We start from the raw sequence: 21,241 nt of genomic DNA on the forward strand, positions 1-21,241 counted from the left end.
CGAGATTAATCTGTCCACTCTCGGATATTTTCTGTCCAATTCAAAAATTACGATTAAATCATATCAAAGAATGCAGCAGACTTACACCCTTACATGGTTTGACCGAGCATATAAAACAAATACACGATAAACACAAAGGTGAACACTAAAAAAGTTTCGGCAAAAAAACTTTTTTGTTTTTTCTTTTGTGCCACCCTTGTTTTTTGTACTGCGGATTTTTGAACAGCTGGTTTTCTATTTTGTGGTCTGCTTCGTTTATCTTTTTCATTCAATAGAAGCACTAGTTCATTTCTCATTTCCTCGGCATATTTATATTTTCCGTTCCATGCTTTTTCAAGAATATATGAATACGGCTTCAGCATCGGACTTCCTTTAATTACTTCCTGTATCTGTTTGTCTGGATCGCTTTTTTTCGTAAAACGCGAAGGGTATGCTAGATTGACCATAACCATGCCTGCTGAAAATAAGTCATAAGAAGGTTCGGCTTTTCTTGAGCCTTTACCCCAATAACCCCGGTCAAAAAACTCTGTGTATTCCTTTATAGACCGGTCCATAACAGTTGTACCGCCCACATCGATCCATCTTATCCGGTAAGGAGGACCTGTAACGAGCAGATTATCTGGCTTTAAATCTCCAAATGCCCAGCCTGCCTGATGAAGCGTATGCAAATCGGTCAAAAGCTGAACGAGCAGAATTCCCGCCCATTCCGAAGACCTTGGTCTCATAAAATCAAACAGCGTTTCACCCTTTAAATACTCCATCGCATAAAATGGATATGTCCCGCTTCTTGTCTGCCAATCGTCTACATCGATTAAAGAAGGTCCAAGGACTTTCCCCTGGACCTTAGAAAAACGCTTTAGCACATTTACTTCAGATGTAATCGACATCTGGTCGTGTCCAATTTTCAAAGCAACAACGCCATTTGTAGAATCTGCAAGATACACAGCGCCTGTTGCTCCATAGCCTAAACGGCGGCGCACGCGATATCTGGCATAATTCCACTTTCCGCAAATTTCTTCACCTGCAGCTAAGTTACATACCGGACTCTTCGATATATCCTGGGGCATCATCGGACAGGAAGCTCCTTTTTGAGGATCGCTTGCGTGCGAAAGCAGCAATCCCTTCTTTTATGGCAGGCCCTGTTGGTGTAATCCCGCCAAGTGAAATCTTCGAAAAAATTTTGCCGATCGAGTCTAATTTAGAAGACCAGCTAAGCAGCTCTTCCGCTTCTTTCTTTTTGCCAGGAAAAGCAAAGATTGAAAATTCGTTCTCACCGATGCGTGAATTTAACGAGATAGATAGATCAAGAAGCGATTCTTGGACTGTCAGCATCTTATCTTCCATCGAGCCAGATGCGTCTATTAACACAAGAACCTCAAGATTCATAGTTTCTCCCATCTCATCAACAACTTCCATCACTTCTCCGCGTTTATCCGGCGGTAGATCATCCATCGTAGATTTGCTTCCCAATATCTGCTGCAGTTCTGCGTTAACGACACCTTTAATCGTTTGAGCCATCGCTTTTTGAGTAACCATCTTAACCGTTTGGGTAAGCTGTTTCGTGTAGACCACCTGACTGATCCCGCCGCCTGCCATCGCGATGTCTTCAACTTCTTTTAATCCCTGCCTGTGATATTCAGGAGCATTCTCGTTCAATACGCCGATAACGTTCACTGCGATGCCCTGTTCATGTGCAAGCGCCGCCATCGCTACCGGATCTTCGCCTTGATTCGAACACCCGTCTGTAATCAGCAGAATCTGCCTCAACGTTCCTTTTTTACGCATTTCTCTAACCCCTCTCAAGTACGATTTTTACGTATTACCATCATCGTCAAAAAGCCTGGGATTTATACGCTAAAAGAACTTTTCAGCAGGAAAAAAGAGGCTCTCCTTTTTATTTCTTACAGAGATGCCTCTTATTCTCATAAACTATTGAGCTTTTTTTCTGTTAAGGTTTACTTTCGGATAATGAGGGACAGTTGCCCATTTTGGAATATTTTTTTCAATCTTTGTTACAGCAACCGTCATATCGTCTTCGATTCCGTTGTTGCCTGAACGGATTACCTCCTCCATAATAATATCTGCAATTTCCTGCGGATCCTCTGTATCAATCTCCCTAATCTTTCGTTTTATCCACGCATCTATATTTTCAATGTGACGAGGCGCTTCATAAATCCCGTCACTCATCATGATCAAAATATCTCCAGCTTTCAATTGCTCGTCCACCACATCGACGTCAAAGTCCTGTATGATTCCCATCGGCAGGTTGCTTGCTTCAATCGTTTTCACCTGGTCACCGCGCTTAATAAAACTAGGTGTTGAACCAATCTTTAAAAATTTGGCAGAAGCATCCTGAAGATCAATCATCGCAAGATCGAGCGTTGAAAAGATTTCATCTGTTGTACGCAGTGATAGGACTGAATTTACCGACTTGATTGCAACTTCTTCTTCAATTCCGGACTGGAGAATCTTTTGCAGAAGCTGAAGTGTTTCGTTACTTTCTAAAAATGCGCGTTCACCGTTACCCATCCCGTCAGCTATAGCTACCGCAAATTTTCCGGCACCAATTTCGATTGTCGAGTGGCTGTCTCCAGAAAGCCACGCTCCCCCTTTAGCCGCTGAAGCAATTCCTGTTTCAACAACATATTCTCTTGCTGAATGAAACGATAGATGACAGAGTCCTGTTGCATAGTTTGCACATTCCTCATGTGTTACAAGAATGGTTTCTTCTAAAATATCAGAAAGGATCGGTGCGATCAGTTTCTCCGCAATCCCAGAGTTGTTGCAATAAGGAATGGTCATCTCGATATCCACGTTCGACGCTTCCAAACTGTAAATATCAACGTGTCCGACATCAATCCCTGCCTGAAAGAGAGAATCCTTGATCTGCTCTTCTTGTATCTGATGGTTCTCTTGTTCCCGCTGTATTTCCTTTGCAAAATTACCCATCACCTGTGAAACACCCATAAGCTGGTCTGCTACCAGTCTGCGGCTTTCCTGTACTTGGAATTTTAATTTTTGGCTGGCTTTATATTGAGAAAGCTCCTGTTTCATTAAATCCGTAACTTTTTGTGGTTTTATACAATGCTTCTCCCAATCACGCTTTAATTTCCGATCTTTCATATCACCAAATTCCTCTTGCTCTACCATGATTTTTGTCATTAAATCATAGGTTGTTGTAAAATTCTGTGCCCAGCACTGCTCCTTTTTAAAACAAGTTTGACATGTTTTTTCTGTAATATTGCTTAAAAACAAATCAACTTCCCGTGAGCTTTCCTCCTCATTCATGGATAGACCTACAGATTGGAACGAATGGGACAGTGCTTGAAAAAGAGAAGAGAACTTTTCAACACGGCTTGCTGTTACATCACGTATTTTCTTTAAGTATTGCTGTTGCTGCATCGAATGCTCTCTTGTGCCTGGAACATATTTTGAAATATTGCTGATCGCTGTTTTCGGCGTTAGCAAGAACAGCATAATAGCAAATCCTGATTCCATCAAAGTAGAAGTGATTTCAGATCGTCCTTCACCATACAGCCCGATCAAAACCGTTCCAATGATAAGCCCCAGGCTGACACCGAACCTCTTTCCTTCTTTTAAGAGACCGCCTAGTAAACCAGAGAAAGCAAGCAAGCTCATTTGGGACAGACTTGCTACCTGGGCCAAACTGAGGATTAAGCCTGTAACTACACCGACCGTTGAACCGATTGCCGCTCCTCCAACAAATGCAAACAAAAGCACGAGATAGCGGGAAACCACATGTTCAACAGAAACATCATTTATTTGCCACCCGATCGTTCCTGTCATTACCGATGCGAGAAGAATCATTAAACAAACAATCTCTTCATTTTTCAATGACTGAGGAATTTTTTTATACGTTAACAAAGGAATGCTTTGAAGAAAGATCAGCGTAAGGACGAGGCTCAGCCCTCCTTCAACGAGAGCAATCATCGTATCGACCCGCTCCAGTCCTCCTTCACCAAACAGCGAAAATAATGTACGTGTTATTAAACTTGATCCAAAAACTAAAAGAGGCAGGCTTTGAATCCTGTTTTTAATAAAAAGTTCTGTGCCTTTTTGCAAACAAGCATATACGAGCAAGGCGGTTATAAAGAAAAGAGCGTTTATCGGCTGATGTGTCATTGCTCCAGCAAGCACTGCAAATACGGCAATGCCTGTCCGCTCTTTTCTTAAAACAAAAACACTTGCTGCAAAAGGTAATGCAAATGGAGACATTTCAGCCAAAATCATAGCTCGTCCTAACAAAAAGCCAATTCCAAACAACAGCATTCTCCAATTAAAAATGCTCTGGTTCAAAAGCTGAAGCCATCTCTTACTCGTTCTATAAACCGCTTGCTGTCCTTTTTCTACCCATACCATTCCTCTAATCGGTTCGAGTACTTCTTGTTCAACCTTCTGCCACATCCCACACACCACCCGTTTCCAATTTGTGTAACCATTATAAACAGGTATTGAACAAAGATTTTGTCAAAAGAACAAGGTCTTCTAAAAAAACTTCTCGACGGTCTTCCCCACCAATTCACAATAGAAAAGCAAAAGAGGACACCTTTCGTATTAAATTGAAATCAGAAGTCTAGAATTAAAAGAGATTAAGAAGAATTATGGTGAAAAATAATTGATTAAACATAGAATATTTCGGGGATTGAAACCGGATAACGAATAAGGAAAAGATTTTCACGAACAAAAAAGAGCGCTCTATGCGGACGCTCTTGAATATGTAATGTCAAAAAAATGGTAGCGGCGGAGGGAGTCGAACCCACGACCTCACGGGTATGAACCGTACGCTCTAGCCAGCTGAGCTACACCGCCATTTGTAAAAGACACAAGTAGTATATTACAAGAATCTGATATAGCTGTCAACGGTTCTTTTGAATTTTGTCGAAAAAGTTTTTATTAAGGCTGTTTAGATGACCTTTGTTGCTCTTAAAAGTGTTGATTTCCGTTCCAGGTGCTCGCTTTCCGAGGGGTAAGGTGAGCCTCGGTGAAAGATATATGAAGTGCTGCTCCTGCGTTTAAAAGAAAAACAACAGCGAAACAAGCTTCCTCGTCGCATACCTTGCGAGAAGATTACTCAGGTAGCTGGCACGCTGATCCCGCAGGAGTCTCGCACCTTACACTTCAATCAACTTGTCAATGATTGCAATTTTCAAAAATAACCCAAAAGCAACAACTCAACTTTTATAAAAACAAAAAGCATCCTAATGAATAGGATGCTAGCCATATATAGATGAATGAGCATTAAGAATGCATCAATTATCCTCTTCGGCCGCCGCGGCCACCTCTTTTTGATTCAGTACTACGTTTTAAAGTAGTGAGTCGATCTTCACTATCCTTAAGGAACTTACTCATCTTATCCTCAAAAGATAACGCAGAAGGATGGTTGCTTCCGCCGCGATTAGGACCTTTGCGAGATTTGTTAAATCCGCCTCTGGATGGTGCAGGTCTAGTAGAAGCAACATTTTCCTTTGCTTTCTTAATAGACAAACCAATCTTTCCGTCCTTCTCGATGCTCATAACCTTAACTTCGACTTGATCACCAACTTTAAGAAATTCGTTGATGTCCTTTACGTAATTATCCGCAACTTCGCTAATATGCACGAGTCCTGTAGTACCCCCTGGCAGCTCAACAAACGCTCCAAAATGAGTAATCCCAGTAACTTTCCCTTGCAACTTGCTGCCTACTTCAATTGACATGCAAAAAATGCTCCTCCTTAAAAAATCTCAAAAGATATCATTACTTATTATACATTCGAAAAAATCTGCGTGTCAATGAACGCTTTATGCTTTATTCTGGAAGTTTAAAGATCGTTTCACCAGGCTTTGACATGAAAAAGTCTCGTCTGGCAATTTCTCCAATGTATTCTTCGTCTTTTAGTTTATTCACTTCATCTTTAAGTTGTGCCTTTTCTTCTAAAAGAGCTTTATATTCTTCGGTAAGCTCTTTCTGTTCCATCTGTTTTTCATTTAAAAGGGAGAGTTGCTCTGCAATACCCGTAATAATTAAAAAAGCAAAAAAGGAAAATACGATAAAAGCCCCCGTTAAACGGCGGTACAATCCGCGTTTACGCTTAGCGATCACCTTATCATGGCGTTCTTTATTCTGGATGTATTGTGAGTGAATCTCTGTTATCTTCTTTTGGCGCATTTGTTCGCTCTTCCCCTCCTTTACTTCTTTTTTCCCTTCCAATTGCTGACTTTATTCTTCACCGAATTAAAAAAACCTGCAACTTTTAAATATTTCTCTTTTAAATTATACCATTTTTGTTTTGGAATGAAACGCCACACAAGCCTTCCGATCCACTTAAAAGGAGAAAAAAGAATTTTTAATAAAACAATGGCGATTCTCTGTAAAATCTTTAATACATATAAGAGAATACCCGTAATAATCATAATCAACCATTTTATCGGCATCACAAGCAAACTGTTGAACAGATTGTATAAGAACCGGAATAATGATACTGCAGCAGAAACACACCACTCCAGCACTCTCTTATAGATCGTCTCGAATAGCGCACGATATGCTGCATAACCGCAAATTAAGGCTATAAAAATATAAATACGAATTTCCGCGTGATTAACATGAAGAAGAACATAAAAAACCAGCAAAGCCTGTACCAGCCAAAAAAGCAGGTCGTTCAAAAAATGAAGCCAGTGCCACTTGCGTTTTTCATGGATAAACCGGCTGTAAGTATCTACGGCCATGCCGATCCAAATCCCCATGAAAACCATAGACAGCATGGTTTGAAACTGAACAGTTAAGGTCATTTGAACAATTTGCCGAAGAAGCCTTTGTTCTTTTCACCGCTTTGCTGGTCCAGGTAGACAAGATCGAACACTTTTCCTTCAATATTGACTACACCTGACTCAACATCAAGGTTTTTCATCTTCAAGTTTGTACCGCGGATCGCCAGAAAACCCATCGTAGTCTCAAGCAGAAACTCTTCATTATCAAAACTTTCTACCTGCTTAACCCCTGTAATCTCTAAATTTTTACGCCCTATCATTCTTACATCATGATTGGGTGTGCTTACTTTTTGGTTATAGCTATTATTAAAATCATATCTTTGGTCCATACATTTCCCTCCTCTATTCCATACAAATGTATGAAACAAGCAGAGGGAATAGAACAAGCTATAATGAATTGCTAAATGCTTTGTAAGAAAGCACTGATGTATTTTTGTCGATAATTGTAGACTCGAGGATAAATCCCTATTTTTTCTGGATTGACAGCAAATTCTCGTGGATTCATGCCCGGAATTTTTGGATTCATAGTCAAAACTCGTGGATTAAACTCCACCTGCAGCTTACAGACAGAATTTACCCCCATATTTGCAACTCTTAAAAACCACCTTTCAAAGCTTGTTCACGGTGTGAAACATTTAATCAGTTCGTTTTATACCAAGACTGTCCCCTAGTTTAAGTTTTTCGTCAAAAAAGACGAAATTAAAGGAAAAAGGAAAAAGAACCTGAAAAATTCAGGTTCTTTATTCAGTCGTTTCGATGCGGTTTTCTTCGAGGACAGTGTACATGTTGTCAGCGTCCTCTTTTTTGGTCGTATCCTTAAGCTCATTAATTTTAACTTTAACAAGCTTTTGACCAAAACGAATCGTAAGCTCGTCTCCTACTTTTACATCAGAAGAAGCTTTCGCCTGCAATCCGTTTATCGTGATACGGCCTTGATCTGAAATCTCCTTCGCCACGGTTCTGCGTTTAATAAGACGGGAGACTTTCAGAAATTTGTCTAAACGCATGCTTACTTAACAGCTTCTTTCAGTTTGTTTCCTGCTTTAAATGCTGGAACAGTAGCAGCCGGGATTTGAATTTCTTTACCTGTTTGAGGGTTGCGGCCTGTACGGCTAGAACGCTCGCGAGTTTCAAAAGTTCCAAATCCAACAAACTGTACTTTTTCTCCGCCTTTAAGAGCAGCAGTGATCTCATCGATTACGCCATTAACGACTGTTTCTACATCTTTCTTTGTAAGACCTGATTTTTCTGAGATATTTGTTACCAATTCATTTTTGTTCATTTTAATTACCTCCTAAGGTTTCTATCAAAGAATTCGGTAGAAACCCTTTATAATTAAGGGTTTCATGATATTTCTCGAGAAAATATTCTCTATTTCTCACTATAATCCTTCTTTACTGAAAAAAAAATTATTTTGCTTCAACCCAAAGACGGTCCATTTCTTCCAATGTTACGTCTTCAAAAGAAAGGTTTTTCTCCTTCAATGCTGTCTCAATATAACGAAAACGGCTGTAAAACTTTCTATTTGTGGCATTGAGCGCTTCTTCAGGATCAATTTTATAAAAGCGCGCTAAATTGACAACAGAAAACAGCAAATCGCCAAGCTCATTCAGCTGTTCTTCACCTTTTGCTTCCTGAAATTCTTTTAATTCTTCAAGGATTTTATCATAGACGGGTCCAGCCTCTTTCCAGTCAAAACCAACTTTTGCAGCTTTGTTCTGATACTGGAAAGCCTTTTGAATAGCAGGCATTCCTTTAGGTACACCGTCTAAGAGAGACTCTCTGTCTTCCTTGCCCGCTTCTTTTGCTTTTATAGCTTCCCAGTTGGCAACCACTTCATCGGCATCCTCAGCACTTACATCTCTAAATACGTGCGGGTGGCGCCTGATCATCTTTTCCGTTAAGACTGCGATCACATCATCTATCGCAAAAAACCCTTCTTCTTCTCCAATTTGAGCATGAAGCAGGACTTGCAGCAATACATCCCCAAGCTCCTCAGCCAGCGTCTCATCATCTTCTTCGTCTATAGCTTCTAACACTTCATAAGCTTCTTCAATTAAGTATTTTTTCAAGCTGACATGTGTTTGCTTCTGATCCCATGGACAGCCCCCCGGGCCTCTTAATCTTTCAATCACATTCTTTAAAAAAGCAAAGTCTCGGTACATGAATGTTTCCTCTTTAACAGGCGGTACATATACAGCGGTTAAATTATTTAGTGTTACAGTCTGATCTAATTCATATAGTGGAACTCTTTTGATTGTCTCACTCGAGCTTCCGGCAGCAGTGACAACTGCTACTTCATAATCATCTGGATATTTTTCCATTAGTGTCAATTTCACTTCAGATGCAAGAAAAGCATCATAAACTTGTACAATTATGATGTGATGGCGAATTTGAATCTCTTCTTTTTTAAGTGATGTCCCATCAAGGATTTGACAGCCTTCGATCGGATCAATCTTAAGGGCAGTGTACATTTCATCAAGAAAACTTTTTCCCCCAGCGACCGTTACTTCCGTTTTCTTTTCCGCAGCTCTATGCAACAGAAGCTGGACTGCTTGTTCAGCTACTAATGGATGTCCGGGAACCGCATATATAACTTGATCATGTTTGCTTGCAGCTTCAAAAAGCGCTTCAGCAATCTCCTCATAGACAGGTTCAAACTGATCATGTTTTTCATAGATTTCATCAAACGTTATAAATTCTTTACCTTGTGCAACCAGTTCTTCCACTGCAGGATGGTGCATCGTTCTCGCATATATCGTTTCTGCTGACTCCAGAATTCGATATATACCAAGCGTCATTTGCTCTAGATTACCTGCGCCTAAGCCTATAATCGTAATTTTCTTTTTCATTTTGGTCTCCTTTTCTTTAGCCGGCTTAACAACTTTCTTGTTATGCTGACAGAATGAAAAACTGATTCCCATTCAGCTTTAGAAAAAATTTTAAGCTTGATGATGCAAAAGATATAGATTACTCCGCCAATTGCAGAGGAAGTAATACTAACAAACATTGCATCTAAACGGTTATTCTCAACAAAAATATTTTCAGCAATAAACATCCACAACCAGACAGCAGCTATCATTATGGTTAATGAAAATAGATAGGAGAACAAATTAACCTTACGGGCTCCAGTCAAAAACTGTGTGACTGCTTGAAGTTTTATGATTTGAAGTACTGCCGCTGTTAATGTAGCAAGGACGGTCGAGAGTGCTGCACCTTCCATCCCAAAATACGGTATCAGCAATAGGTTTCCTGCTACTTTTACGAACATAGCAGCTACTATAGAGAATGCCGCATACCTTCCATGTCCAACGCCCTGCAAAAGACCAGTTGACGTATAGATAATGGAAACCGAAACAATGGCTGTGCATAGAATTGCCAGAGCTGATGATCCATCTGCATTTTTAAAGAGCATGGTATTCAAAGGTTCCATGATACAGATCAAGCCAACTGCCGCAGCTCCTCCAAACACTATAGAAATTTTTACAGACAGTTTTGTTAATGATCGAATTTCCGCTTTCCTATTTCCGTGTACTAAATGAGCCATTTCTGGCACAACCGCGAGTGCAACCGAGGCTGCCGCTACAGTCCCTAACTGTAAGAGGGGCTGGCCTCGGTCAAATACCCCTTTTAGCAATTTGGCATCATAAGCCGCCATGCCGCTCTCGACCCACACATTAACAAAAAGAAAAGCATCCACAAGCTGCATCAATGCTAATACAAGTGCACTTAAAGATAAATAAATACTCGTTTTTAGCAGTTCAACTCCATATGTAACCCTTATTTTTGCCTTTGGATTATTAGGGGGAGTAATCCCTTTTTTCCAAAAGAACATAAGGAACAACCCTGAGGCAACAGCTCCCAAAACAGAACCTGATAAAGCTCCTGCTCCTGTTTCATAGCTGGAGTAGCCTTCTCTTACAAAATAAAAAGAAAGCAATAAGATTCCTGCAACTCTTACGGTTTGTTCAATTAACTGCGAAACAGCAGTAAGCTGCATATCTCCATACCCTTGATATGTTCCCCTGAAGAAGGCGGAAAAAGGAATAAATAAAAACAATACTGATATTACACGGATCGGTAATGTCAGATAGTCATCACCCATTAAATAGGCTATGTATGGGGCAGTTAAAAACAAGGACACAAAGGAGACAATTCCTAACAAAAAGGATGTCCAAATTGACGTTTTAATAAGATGTTCATTATTACTTTTTTCGGATGCGATCATCTTAGATAGAGCCATCGGAAATCCAGTAAAAGCAACAGCAGCTGCTATCGCATAAAACGGATAAGCTTGCTGAAATACATAAAAACCGAAATCACCTGTCATATTTTGATAGGGAATCCGGTAGACGGCACTTAATAATTTTACAGCAAGGGCCGCAGCAGTCAGCAGCAAAGCACCCTCCCAAACAGAAGTCTTTTTTGTGTTCATTCGTATACCTCAAAATCTTTAACGATTACTTTCATTTCTAGGAAAAACATTTCCCGGGACGACAAGTGTCGACACATCCCGTTTATATTCTTTTTAATTCAACGTATTATACCATAATTGACCTAATTAACCGTGCCAATTTGTAGATTCAGAAAGCTTCTAGACACGTATCGTCTGGCGATACGTGAATACATGAGAAAGCATTTGCTCGTCTCAGACGCAGAGTTTGCCGCTTATCAATCAACATGGCTCTTTTCTAATAAAATGTTCTTTTTGAGAATCCTTTTGTAAAACCCTTCGTTGACAGTTATTTGGAGCGCAAGGTGTGAGACTCCTGCGAGATCAGGGTGCCGACAACCTGGGTATTCTTCTCGCCAGGCATGCGACGAGGAAGCTTGCTTCGCTGTTGTTTTTCTTGTAGGCGCAGGAACAGCACTTCATATATCTTTCACCGGGGCTCACCTTACCCCCCGCGAAAAGCGAGCATCTTGGAGCGGAAATCAACCACTTCCATTAACAACAAATTTACGAAAACAGCCATCAACAAAAAAAGAAAGGGCGAAGATAGCCCTTCCTTATTGCTCCATCTGTCTGGCTAAAAATCCTGCAGCCGTTTCAGCAAGTTTTTGCTCCAGTTCAGTTAGCTTCTTTCCTTCTTTTCCGACCATAACGACCGCTCCGATCGGGTCACCGCCAGCAATGATTGGAGCGATAACATGGGATGTATTTTCTTTAACTCCGTCAATAAGCTCGGCTTCGGTTCCGTTGGGTTCAACCAGTGTCTTCCGGTCACTCATAGAGGATTCCACCACTTTGCCGATTGCTTTATTGTGATAGTCTTTCTTGGATCCGCCAGCTACCGCAATGTATGTATCACGGTCAGCAATTAACACAATATGACCTGTACTGTCTGCAAGGCTTTCTGCATATTCCTTTGCAAAATCGCCTAGCTCATTGATAGGAGAATATTTTTTTAAGATGACTTCTCCATCTCTGTCTACAAAAATCTCAAGCGGATCTCCCTCTCGAATCCTCAGTGTTCTGCGGATTTCTTTAGGGATAACTACGCGCCCAAGGTCATCAATACGTCGAACGATACCAGTCGCTTTCATATAAATAATGCCCTCTCTTTCGGATGATAGTTCACTGATGTAACAACAAAATGGTTCCTTCCCAGAAAGAATGTTCCATTTTCTAGGTTTATTATTTGTTACATCTCCTGTTCTATTCACGATTAAGAGGGCTTAATAAATTTTAGCGCGTATTTGTGGTCTTTTCTTTCCGCGCATGCTTTATTTCTTTTAGGAAAAGATCAATCTGTTTCAGCAGTTCCAAGTCTTTCAGACGTTTTCGATTAATAACCACTTTCATCAGATTATTTTGCATTCCGAGGTTAACATGTCTTCCAATCTTGTTTGCGATCTCAAACATTTTAGCTCCGTCGACTGAAGCAGTTGAACTCTCAGTTAGGAGCATGTTAACGGTGTCTTGTTTCTGTTCAATCGTTTTGATGCCTTCACGTTTAGCGCGAAGCTTAATTCCTGCCGCCAGCAGCAAACATTCGACTTCCACTGGATAATCGCCAAAACGATCGATAAATTCTTCTTGAAGGTCTGATATATCTTTTAACGCTTTAGCAGCACGAACATGCTTATACATTTCAATCTTTTGTTTTTCATCTGCAATGTAGCTTGATGGGATATAGGCATCCACTTCTATATTCAGTTCCACTTCTTCTTCCACTTCTTTTGGTTTTGTTCCTTTTCGTTCCTCGATCGCTTCTTCAAGCATTTGAGAATATAGATCAAAACCTACAGAATCAATAAACCCATGCTGCTGGGCACCAAGAAGGTTTCCGGCACCGCGAATGGACAGGTCGCGCATCGCAATCTTAAACCCGGATCCGAGTTCTGTAAATTCCTTTATTGCCTGCAGACGTTTTTCTGCGACTTCAGTTAAAACTTTGTCGCGTTGATATGTGAAGTAAGCATAAGCAACACGATTTGAACGTCCCACACGTCCGCGAAGCTGGTATAGCTGCGATAAGCCCATCTTATCTGCATCATAAACAATCAGTGTGTTTACATTCGGGATATCGACACCCGTTTCTATAATCGTAGTCGATACTAATACATCATAGTTTCCTTCTAAAAATTCTAGCATGACCGTTTCAAGCTCGTTCTCTGACATCTGGCCATGTGCATAAGCTACTCTGCAATCCGGAACAAGCATAGAAATTTGTTCAGCCATACGTTCGATCGAGTCAACACGGTTATAGAGGAAGTATACTTGCCCTCCTCGTCCCATCTCTCTCTCGATCGCTTCACGCACAAATGATCCATTATAATCCATGACATACGTCTGGACTGGGAATCGATTTTCAGGAGGCGTTTCAATAACAGACAAATCACGTACCCCCAGCATAGACATGTGGAGTGTACGAGGAATAGGTGTTGCTGTTAATGTAAGAACATCTACGTTAGACTTAAGCGTTTTAATCTTCTCTTTATGAGTTACACCAAAACGCTGCTCTTCATCGATAATCAGCAATCCCAGGTCTTTATATTGCACGTCTTTTGATAAAAGCCGATGTGTACCGATCGCTATATCTACCGTCCCTGCCTTCAGACCTTTTAATACTTCATTTTGTTCTTTTTTAGAACGGAAACGGCTTAAGCTCCCAATCGTAATGGGAAACTCTGAAAACCGCTCACGGATTGTTTCGTAATGCTGCTGTGCCAGGATAGTTGTCGGCACAAGGAAAGCTACTTGCTTGCCATCCATAATGGCTTTAAAGGCAGCACGAATCGCCACTTCCGTTTTACCATAACCAACATCACCGCAAAGCAGGCGGTCCATTGGACGGATGCTTTCCATATCTTTCTTAATCTCATCGATCGCCCTGAGCTGATCTTCTGTCTCCTGATAAGGGAAACTCCCTTCGAACTCACTCTGTTCTGCTCCATCTTCAGAGAACGCATACCCTTTGCTCGCTTCACGCTCCGCATAAAGCTTGATTAAATCATCCGCTATATCCTGTACAGAAGACTTAACTCTGCTTTTTACTTTCTTCCAATCGCTTCCGCCCAATGAATAGATCTTCGGCTCTTTGCCTTCTGAACCTACATATTTTTGGACTTGGTCGATCTGTTCAACTGGTACGTAAAGCTTGTCGTTTCCGGAGTATCTAATGTGCAGATAATCCTTGTGCACACCTTTGATCTCAAGAGTTTCAATCCCTAAATATTTTCCGATCCCATGGTTAACATGAACGACATAGTCGCCCACCTTCAACTCAGAGTAGCTTTTTATTCTTTCAGCATTAGTCATGCGCTGCTTTCGGGCTGGACGCTTTGCTTTTTTCGTAAAGACTTCCTCTTCAGTGATAACAACCAGCTTCTGTTTAGCAGATTCAAATCCGCTCGCAAGATCTCCAAGCAATATCTGGCTTGTTTTTGGACGTATTTCTTTACCCTCGTTTAATATGCCAGCGTCCATTTCATAGTCAGCAAGAACTCTTTCAAGACGGTTAGCACGTTCTTTGTTCATTGCTACAAAAACGATCGCAAATCCAAGCTTTTTCCAGCGGTCCATTTCTCCTTTTAACACATTCATCTGTCCGTGAAAGTTCTGCATACTCTTACATTCTACATTTAATATATTTTGAGGCTGCGTATGTGGAACGTGCCTTAAGAAAAGTGATAAGTAAATGATCGGGAATTTCTTTTTATCACCAAGAAGCGTATTTGTATCTGGCGATATCGTCAGGTTTTGCACAAGCTCACCATGTTCAAGTAAAGCGGTCTGCCATTCCGCTTCCTCCTTCTCAAGCTGCTGGCTCGTTTCCTGAATTCGTCCGATCTCATCCATAATAATTAAGGAATCAGAAGAAACATACTCTAAAAGACTTGCCGGTTGGTCATAGAATAATGAAGCGTATTTATACATACTTTGAAACTGCTGATGTTCCCTTAAGCGTCCCGTTTCATAACTGATATTTTCAACAAGCGTTTCTTTTAGTGAATCGTCTTTAATATTCTTAAGAGTGTCCGCGAGGCTGGCTTCAATTCGGTCAGCAGCCTGTTCATAATGCTTTTCAAACAGAATGAGTTCTTCAGCAGGAGGAATCGAGATTTCTTGAACCTTATCCTTTGAACGCTGTGTATCTGCTTCAAAGAAACGAATAGAATCTACTTCGGTATCAAAAAGCTCAATACGTACTGGGTTTTTAACTGTAAGCGGATATATATCAATAATTCCGCCCCTCACGCTGAATTCGCCTGGCGTTTGAACCATAGAAGTTCTTTCATATCCCATGGCAACTAATTTATTTAAAATCTCATCAGGATTTAAATCATCTCCCATTCGAAATGTGAGACCTGCTTCTTTCCAGATTTCAACCGGAGGCAAATACCTTCTTAGTCCTGCAATTGGTGTAACAATAACTCCTGAAGAAGCTTTACTTAAATAATTTAAAGCTTCAATCCGCTGACTTTTAAGTTCAGGACTCGATATCGCCATTTCTGAAGAGATTAAGTCATTGACTGGATATAAATAAACCTCATCTTCAGATAGAAGAGAAGTTAAATCCTCATATAATTTTTGAGCTTGAAACAAGTTATGTGTAATAACCAGTTGTGGCTTCCCTGTATTTTCATAAAGAGTGCTAATGAGCATTGTCCGTGCTGAACCTGAAAGGCCAGCTACAAGCTGTTCTTTTAGCCCTGCATTGATTCCGTTTAAAATAGATTCAAAATCTTCTCCCTGGCCAAAATATTTCTTTAATCCAAGCATTCTTTCTCCCCCTCTCACACGCTGTTCATAGCTCTAAATCGGTGATATATAAACAGAAAAAGGCTTTGGCCTGCATAAAGAGGCTGCGGCCAAAGCAATACCTTATTGAATAAATGATTTAAGTGTATGAAATTCAGGATAGCGTTCTAATGTATCCTGACAATCTTCACATGTAGTTGTAACCTCTATGTCTCCATTCTCTTTATAGGAGAGTAATTCCTGCCGTTCTTCTGCAGTTAATGTTTCAAACCCGAGATTTGCCGCATCAACAGTATGATGATCAATAGTGCCAACATGTGTTTTACAATGCCTGCACCGGTAATGAATAGCCATGTACGTTCCCCTTTCGGTTAGCATTATACTAACCATTATGAGCGGAACATGTGTAATCTATTCTTTACCCGTTAAACTTATTCATAACCTTATCAAAAGTTGTATCAATAAAAGCTTCACTCGCTTTTACAGCCCGTTCTATTCCATTTTCCACATCTGGCAGTTCTACTTTTGAAAAGCGATTCAGTACGAAGTCAGGGACCGGCTGCTGATTGGTTGGACGTCCAATTCCGAACCGGATTCTTTTAAATTCCTGTGTTCCAAGATGTGCAATCATGGACTTAATACCATTATGACCACCGGCACTTCCTTTTGTTCTTAGTCTTAGCTTGCCCGGCTGGGTATCAAGATCATCATAGATAACCAGGATGTCTTCAACCGATATTTGAAAATAATCCATAAAAGGACCTATACATTCCCCTGATAAATTCATATACGTGAGAGGCTTTAGTAAAAATATTTTCTCTCCGCCAATGATTGCTGTTCCGTATATACCCTTAAATTTTGTCTGCTGCATCTGAATGTTCAGGGATTCGGAAAGTTTGTCGATTACTTCAAACCCAATATTATGCCGGGTTCCATCAAATCTAGATCCAGGATTCCCGAGTCCAATAAACAATTTCACGTTTGTTTCACCTTACCTTTAAGTGTCTTATGAACATTATACATGAATTCTGACAAACAGAATAAAAACGCAGCAGCTGCTGCGTTTTATATGCAATCTATTCGTCTTACTTTTCTTCTTCTTGACCTGGCTGGCTGTCGTCAGCCACAGATTCAGAGGATTCTGGAGCATCTCCAGCTTCATCTGCTTCTTCTGTTTCTGGATCAGTTTCTTCGTCTTGAATTTTAGGCGGTGTGACACTTGCAACCACTTCATCTTCTTCGTGAAGAATTTCATAATTTTTGCCTGTTGGCAAATCTTTTACATATAAGGAGTCGCCAATTTCTAATGATTCCACAGAAGCCTCAAGCTGTTCCGGGAAGTCAGCAGGCAATGCCTTAACAGAAACTGTAGCAAGAACACGCTGCAGAACTCCGCCTTCTTTAACACCAGCAGAGTCACCAGTAAGTACTACCGGAACATCTGCTTCTGTTTCTTTATTTAAGTCAATCGCAATAAAATCAACGTGGGTAACAGCATTTTTCAAGGGATGAACTTGCATTTCCTGTACCATGACAGAATAATCTTTACCATCCACTTTCAGTTTAAGTACGCCGTTTTTTCCTGCTTCTCTGTATGCTTTAATAAATTCAGGCTCATCAACGGATAATGCTACAGACTCTGTTCCATAGCCATAAAGATTTGCTGGAACATGTCCTTTATTTCTAAGCTCCGTCAAAGTTGAACGTTTATCAATACTTCGTTTTTCGACTGTTAGATTCGTTGCCATATTGAGATCCACCTTTCCTATTTCGAGTCTCTATAAAGGATTACCCTAAATAAAAGATTTTAAAACGTGAAGTTTGAATCTCTATATTATGAACTTAATCAAATAACTTGGATACTGATAGCTGTTCATGAACACGGATAATCGCTTCACCTAATAAAGGTGCAACGGATAGCTGTGTAACTTTGTCGATTTTCTTTTCCTCAGGAAGAACAATTGTGTTTGTAACAACAAGCTCTTTAATTGAAGAATTTTGGATTCGGTCCATAGCAGGTCCCGAAAGAACTGGGTGAGTACAGCATGCATAGACTTCTTTTGCTCCGTTTTCAATTAGTGCATTTGCAGCCAATGTAATCGTACCAGCTGTATCAATGATATCGTCGATCAAAATCGCCGTTTTGCCTTCAATGTTACCTACAATGTTCATAACCTCTGAAACATTCGGACGAGGACGGCGCTTATCAATAATTGCGATCGGCGCCTTAAGGCGGTCAGCCATTTTACGCGCTCTCGTTACGCCGCCGTGATCTGGCGATACGATAACGATGTCATCTAAATTTTTGTTTGCAAAATAGTTAGCCAGAATCGGCACACCAAGCAGCTGGTCTACAGGAATATCAAAAAAGCCTTGGATCTGAGTTGCATGAAGATCGATTGCAATTACACGGGTAGCACCTGCTGTCTCAAGCAAGTTTGCCACAAGTTTTGCCGTAATTGGTTCACGTGCACGAGCTTTGCGGTCTTGACGCGCATAACCATAGTAAGGAATAACTACATTGATCGTTTTGGCAGATGCACGTTTTAAAGCATCGATCATAATTAAAAGTTCCATCAGATGCTGGTTGACAGGGTCGCTTGTGGATTGAATAACATACACTTCACAGCCGCGAATACTTTCTTCAATATTAATTTGAATTTCCCCGTCGCTGAACTTTGTTACTGAGCTTTCTCCAAGTTCAATTCCAATGTGCTCTGCAATTTCTTTTGAAAGTTCCTTATTGGAATTTAACGTGAAAACCTTTAATGTAGGATCTACATACGTACTCATTGATGGTTTCATCCTTCCCCACTCTTATAATTATTGGTTTTGTTTTTCGTTAAGCTTTTGAACATAGTTTTCTTTAACGGTTTGGCGAGATCTCGCGATGGACAGCGATTCTGCCGGTACATCATTAGTAATGGTAGAACCCGCTGCAACATAAGCGTTTTTCCCAACCGTAACAGGTGCTACTAAGTTGGAGTTACAGCCGATGAATGCACCATCTTCAACTTTTGTCAGGAATTTATTCTTACCATCATAATTTACCGTAATGGATCCACAGCCTAAGTTAACATCTTTGCCGATTTCAGCATCCCCAATGTAACTTAAATGAGAAGCTTTGCTTCCCGTACTCATAACGGACTTCTTTACCTCAACAAAATTTCCGATCTTTACATTATTTTCAAGAACAGATTTTGGACGAATATGCGCAAAAGGTCCGATCGCCGTTTCATTGCCTACTTCACTGTCGTGGATAACAGACTGGCGGATCGTGTTTCCATTGCCCACAACACTGTCTTTTATTTCAGATTGAGGACCAATAATATTTTCTTCACCAATCTTTGTGTTTCCTAAGATAACCGTCCCAGGATAAATAACGGTGTCACTTCCGATTTCTGCATCATCAGAAATGTACGTTTGTTCTGGATCGATTAATGTAACACCATTTCTCATATGGCGCTCATTGATGCGTTTTTTCATAAAGCTTTCTGCTTTAGAAAGCGCCACTCGGTCATTAACACCGAGCGTTTCATTGAAATCTGGTGTTTGGTACGCGGCTACAACCTCACCTGCATCTTTTAAGATTTCAATAACGTCCGGCAGATAATATTCACCTTGAACGTTGTCGTTGTTTACTTTCTTAAGTGCATCAAACAGTGATTTGTTGTCAAAGCAATATGTTCCTGTATTGATCTCCGTAACTTTCCGTTCTTCTTCTGTAGCATCTTTATGCTCCACATTTCGCTCAACCGTTCCTTCACTATTTCGAATGATACGGCCGTAGCCAGTTGGATCTTCCGGCTTAGCTGTTAGAATGGTAGCTTTTGCTCCAAGTGATTCGTGTTCTGCGATAAGCTTATCCATTGTTTCAGAAGTAATAAGCGGAGTATCACCACAAACGACAAGAGTAACTCCTTCTTCATTAGCCAGAATTTCTTCTGCCTGCATAACAGCATGAGCCGTTCCAAGCTGCTCTTCTTGAAGAACATACTGAATGTGATCGCCTAATTGTTCTTGCACCTTTTCTGCTCCATGGCCGACGACTGCCACCATTTGCTTCATCTGAAGTGAGCTGATCTGCTCAACAACGTGTTGAACCATCGGCTTACCACATACAGGATGTAATACTTTATATAATTTGGATTTCATCCTTGTTCCTTGACCCGCAGCAAGAATGACCGCATAGCGATTTGTCATAGTGAACCTCCATCCATTTTCCTAATTCTTAATATACCATTACGAATATATCTTAAACACGGGGGCATTTCAAGAAGTGACGCGGGATTGTCAATGGTTTGATAAAAATAGAGAAAAATATGGAGGTGAACGGCTATTTTTTATATAAATGTTCAGATTATTATAAAAATAGGCAAATAAAAAGAACCTAATCATTTGTGACCAGGCTCTTGATTCTTATCAGGATATTAAGAAGCACCTGCTTCTTCTAAAGCAGACTCCATTTCTCCCATACGGTGATATTCTGTTAATACCGCATTTTGGATCTTTTCCCGAGTACTTGAAGTAATCGGATGTGCGATATCACGGAATTCCCCATCTGGTGTTCGTTTGCTTGGCATAGCTACGAACATTCCATTATTGCCATCAATTACTCTGATATCATGAATAACAAATTCATGATCGATTGTAATGGAGGCAATCGCTTTCATACGGCCTTCTGTATTTACACGGCGTAATCTTACGTCAGTCACTTCCATTCACAAACACCACCTTTTTCCAATAATAAGAACGTAATACTACAATTCTTCAACATTTTACAAAATCCTTCTTTGAAAAATAAAAATTTTTAAAAAATTTATGAAAGTTCAATAATAGCGGTGTTTTAAAGCTTTCAGGAGAGTAATCAAAACAATAAAGGAAGATTATGGATTACTTCTTCTTTTTATTCGGACTCATTTGTCGAAAAGCCTATAAATGAGGATTTACGGCCTGAAAAGTAAAATTTACGGCCTGAAAATTTTTATTACGGCCTGAAAATTTTTATTACGGCCTATAAATCAGAATTACAGCCTATAAAATAAAATTACGGCCTAAAAACCATTCTTTGTATCTAACATGAGGGGTCGTCTCTACAGAATTTCCTTATACAAAAAAATAAGCTCCCTTATAGGAGCTTATTTCAGCTTGTAGACAAAGTATATGTCTACAAGCTTTTTTTATTGTAGAATTAAATTAGATAATGTTTGAGGGGAGAAATATACATGTTATCTAAGCATTCTACTGAAGGACGTCACCAAGTAACCC

The 21,241-nt window shown here is 40.3% G+C and carries 19 protein-coding genes and 1 tRNA gene; all 20 read right to left on the reverse strand.

Going from position 1 to position 21,241, the window contains the following annotated elements; all coding sequences use genetic code 11:
• Positions 1–89: 89 nt before the first annotated feature.
• The 20 genes from M3196_RS20120 to spoVG all read right to left on the reverse strand — a co-directional run bounded on the left by M3196_RS20120 (position 90) and on the right by spoVG (position 20,694).
• Positions 90–1,070: a serine/threonine protein kinase gene (locus M3196_RS20120; protein ID WP_251324130.1), complete on the reverse strand. Its 981-nt coding sequence runs from the start codon at positions 1,068–1,070 to the stop codon at positions 90–92.
• A complete protein-coding gene (locus M3196_RS20125; protein ID WP_251324131.1) occupies positions 1,033–1,785 on the reverse strand; it encodes a hypothetical protein in 753 nt (250 codons plus the stop codon). Before M3196_RS20125 ends, M3196_RS20120 begins: the two co-directional genes overlap by 38 nt.
• A gap of 144 nt (positions 1,786–1,929) precedes the next feature.
• Positions 1,930–4,425 (reverse strand): stage II sporulation protein E, encoded by a 2,496-nt coding sequence (gene spoIIE / locus M3196_RS20130; RefSeq protein ID WP_251324132.1) that lies wholly within the window; start codon positions 4,423–4,425, stop codon positions 1,930–1,932.
• A gap of 328 nt (positions 4,426–4,753) precedes the next feature.
• A tRNA-Met gene (locus M3196_RS20135) sits at positions 4,754–4,830 on the reverse strand.
• Positions 4,831–5,274: 444 nt separating this feature from the next.
• Positions 5,275–5,715, reverse strand: coding sequence for a S1 domain-containing RNA-binding protein (locus M3196_RS20140; protein WP_251324133.1), 441 nt, complete (start codon positions 5,713–5,715; stop codon positions 5,275–5,277).
• A gap of 91 nt (positions 5,716–5,806) precedes the next feature.
• The gene (locus M3196_RS20145) at positions 5,807–6,166 is read right to left on the reverse strand and encodes an FtsB family cell division protein (RefSeq protein ID WP_251324134.1); all 360 of its coding nucleotides are present in this window, start codon (positions 6,164–6,166) and stop codon (positions 5,807–5,809) included.
• A 20-nt stretch (positions 6,167–6,186) separates the two neighbouring features.
• Entirely contained in the window at positions 6,187–6,786 is a 600-nt protein-coding gene (gene yabQ / locus M3196_RS20150) for a spore cortex biosynthesis protein YabQ (RefSeq protein ID WP_251324135.1), read from the reverse strand.
• Positions 6,783–7,094 (reverse strand): sporulation protein YabP, encoded by a 312-nt coding sequence (yabP, locus tag M3196_RS20155; RefSeq protein WP_251324136.1) that lies wholly within the window; start codon positions 7,092–7,094, stop codon positions 6,783–6,785. Before yabP ends, yabQ begins: the two co-directional genes overlap by 4 nt.
• 411 nt (positions 7,095–7,505) lie before the next feature.
• Positions 7,506–7,772 (reverse strand): RNA-binding S4 domain-containing protein, encoded by a 267-nt coding sequence (locus M3196_RS20160; RefSeq protein WP_077365610.1) that lies wholly within the window; start codon positions 7,770–7,772, stop codon positions 7,506–7,508.
• Between the two features lie 2 nt (positions 7,773–7,774).
• On the reverse strand, positions 7,775–8,047 hold the full coding sequence (locus tag M3196_RS20165) for an HU family DNA-binding protein (RefSeq protein ID WP_130297510.1): 273 nt from the start codon (positions 8,045–8,047) through the stop codon (positions 7,775–7,777).
• A gap of 127 nt (positions 8,048–8,174) precedes the next feature.
• Complete coding sequence (gene mazG / locus M3196_RS20170) at positions 8,175–9,617, reverse strand: nucleoside triphosphate pyrophosphohydrolase (RefSeq protein WP_251324137.1); 1,443 nt, start codon at positions 9,615–9,617, stop codon at positions 8,175–8,177.
• Positions 9,614–11,200 carry a putative polysaccharide biosynthesis protein gene (locus tag M3196_RS20175; protein ID WP_251324138.1) on the reverse strand — a complete coding sequence of 529 codons (1,587 nt, stop codon included), beginning with the start codon at positions 11,198–11,200 and terminating at the stop codon, positions 9,614–9,616. Before M3196_RS20175 ends, mazG begins: the two co-directional genes overlap by 4 nt.
• A gap of 575 nt (positions 11,201–11,775) precedes the next feature.
• On the reverse strand, positions 11,776–12,312 hold the full coding sequence (spoVT, locus tag M3196_RS20180) for a stage V sporulation protein T (RefSeq protein WP_276531455.1): 537 nt from the start codon (positions 12,310–12,312) through the stop codon (positions 11,776–11,778).
• 142 nt (positions 12,313–12,454) lie between these two features.
• Positions 12,455–15,994 (reverse strand): transcription-repair coupling factor, encoded by a 3,540-nt coding sequence (gene mfd / locus M3196_RS20185; RefSeq protein ID WP_251324139.1) that lies wholly within the window; start codon positions 15,992–15,994, stop codon positions 12,455–12,457.
• Between the two features lie 102 nt (positions 15,995–16,096).
• Entirely contained in the window at positions 16,097–16,327 is a 231-nt protein-coding gene (locus M3196_RS20190; RefSeq protein ID WP_251324140.1) for an anti-sigma-F factor Fin family protein, read from the reverse strand.
• 64 nt (positions 16,328–16,391) lie between these two features.
• Positions 16,392–16,952: an aminoacyl-tRNA hydrolase gene (gene pth / locus M3196_RS20195; protein ID WP_251324141.1), complete on the reverse strand. Its 561-nt coding sequence runs from the start codon at positions 16,950–16,952 to the stop codon at positions 16,392–16,394.
• Between the two features lie 106 nt (positions 16,953–17,058).
• A complete protein-coding gene (locus M3196_RS20200) occupies positions 17,059–17,721 on the reverse strand; it encodes a 50S ribosomal protein L25/general stress protein Ctc (RefSeq protein ID WP_251324142.1) in 663 nt (220 codons plus the stop codon).
• Positions 17,722–17,815: 94 nt separating this feature from the next.
• Positions 17,816–18,766, reverse strand: a complete 951-nt coding sequence (locus M3196_RS20205; RefSeq protein WP_251324146.1) for a ribose-phosphate diphosphokinase — start codon at positions 18,764–18,766, stop codon at positions 17,816–17,818.
• A gap of 30 nt (positions 18,767–18,796) precedes the next feature.
• Positions 18,797–20,176 (reverse strand): bifunctional UDP-N-acetylglucosamine diphosphorylase/glucosamine-1-phosphate N-acetyltransferase GlmU, encoded by a 1,380-nt coding sequence (gene glmU, locus M3196_RS20210; protein WP_251324143.1) that lies wholly within the window; start codon positions 20,174–20,176, stop codon positions 18,797–18,799.
• Between the two features lie 227 nt (positions 20,177–20,403).
• Entirely contained in the window at positions 20,404–20,694 is a 291-nt protein-coding gene (gene spoVG / locus M3196_RS20215) for a septation regulator SpoVG (protein ID WP_066238133.1), read from the reverse strand.
• Positions 20,695–21,241 lie beyond the last annotated feature (547 nt).

Origin of the sequence: Fictibacillus nanhaiensis (assembly GCF_023715445.1) — a bacterium.
GTDB classification, from domain to species: domain Bacteria; phylum Bacillota; class Bacilli; order Bacillales; family Fictibacillaceae; genus Fictibacillus; species Fictibacillus nanhaiensis_D.

Excerpts from the sequence above, each read along its gene's own strand:
- M3196_RS20120 (WP_251324130.1), bottom strand. The coding sequence starts at position 1,070 with ATGATGCCCCAGGATATATCGAAGAGTCCGGTATGTAACTTAGCTGCA.
- spoIIE (WP_251324132.1), bottom strand. The coding sequence starts at position 4,425 with ATGTGGCAGAAGGTTGAACAAGAAGTACTCGAACCGATTAGAGGAATG.
- yabP (WP_251324136.1), bottom strand. The coding sequence starts at position 7,094 with ATGGACCAAAGATATGATTTTAATAATAGCTATAACCAAAAAGTAAGC.
- mfd (WP_251324139.1), bottom strand. The coding sequence starts at position 15,994 with ATGCTTGGATTAAAGAAATATTTTGGCCAGGGAGAAGATTTTGAATCT.
- M3196_RS20200 (WP_251324142.1), bottom strand. The coding sequence starts at position 17,721 with ATGGCAACGAATCTAACAGTCGAAAAACGAAGTATTGATAAACGTTCA.
- M3196_RS20140 (WP_251324133.1), bottom strand. The coding sequence starts at position 5,715 with ATGTCAATTGAAGTAGGCAGCAAGTTGCAAGGGAAAGTTACTGGGATT.
- spoVT (WP_276531455.1), bottom strand. The coding sequence starts at position 12,312 with ATGAAAGCGACTGGTATCGTTCGACGTATTGATGACCTTGGGCGCGTA.
- M3196_RS20145 (WP_251324134.1), bottom strand. The coding sequence starts at position 6,166 with ATGCGCCAAAAGAAGATAACAGAGATTCACTCACAATACATCCAGAAT.
- M3196_RS20160 (WP_077365610.1), bottom strand. The coding sequence starts at position 7,772 with ATGCGTTTAGACAAATTTCTGAAAGTCTCCCGTCTTATTAAACGCAGA.
- M3196_RS20175 (WP_251324138.1), bottom strand. The coding sequence starts at position 11,200 with ATGAACACAAAAAAGACTTCTGTTTGGGAGGGTGCTTTGCTGCTGACT.
- spoVG (WP_066238133.1), bottom strand. The coding sequence starts at position 20,694 with ATGGAAGTGACTGACGTAAGATTACGCCGTGTAAATACAGAAGGCCGT.
- glmU (WP_251324143.1), bottom strand. The coding sequence starts at position 20,176 with ATGACAAATCGCTATGCGGTCATTCTTGCTGCGGGTCAAGGAACAAGG.
- M3196_RS20125 (WP_251324131.1), bottom strand. The coding sequence starts at position 1,785 with ATGCGTAAAAAAGGAACGTTGAGGCAGATTCTGCTGATTACAGACGGG.
- M3196_RS20205 (WP_251324146.1), bottom strand. The coding sequence starts at position 18,766 with ATGAGTACGTATGTAGATCCTACATTAAAGGTTTTCACGTTAAATTCC.
- M3196_RS20190 (WP_251324140.1), bottom strand. The coding sequence starts at position 16,327 with ATGGCTATTCATTACCGGTGCAGGCATTGTAAAACACATGTTGGCACT.
- M3196_RS20165 (WP_130297510.1), bottom strand. The coding sequence starts at position 8,047 with ATGAACAAAAATGAATTGGTAACAAATATCTCAGAAAAATCAGGTCTT.
- yabQ (WP_251324135.1), bottom strand. The coding sequence starts at position 6,786 with ATGACCTTAACTGTTCAGTTTCAAACCATGCTGTCTATGGTTTTCATG.
- mazG (WP_251324137.1), bottom strand. The coding sequence starts at position 9,617 with ATGAAAAAGAAAATTACGATTATAGGCTTAGGCGCAGGTAATCTAGAG.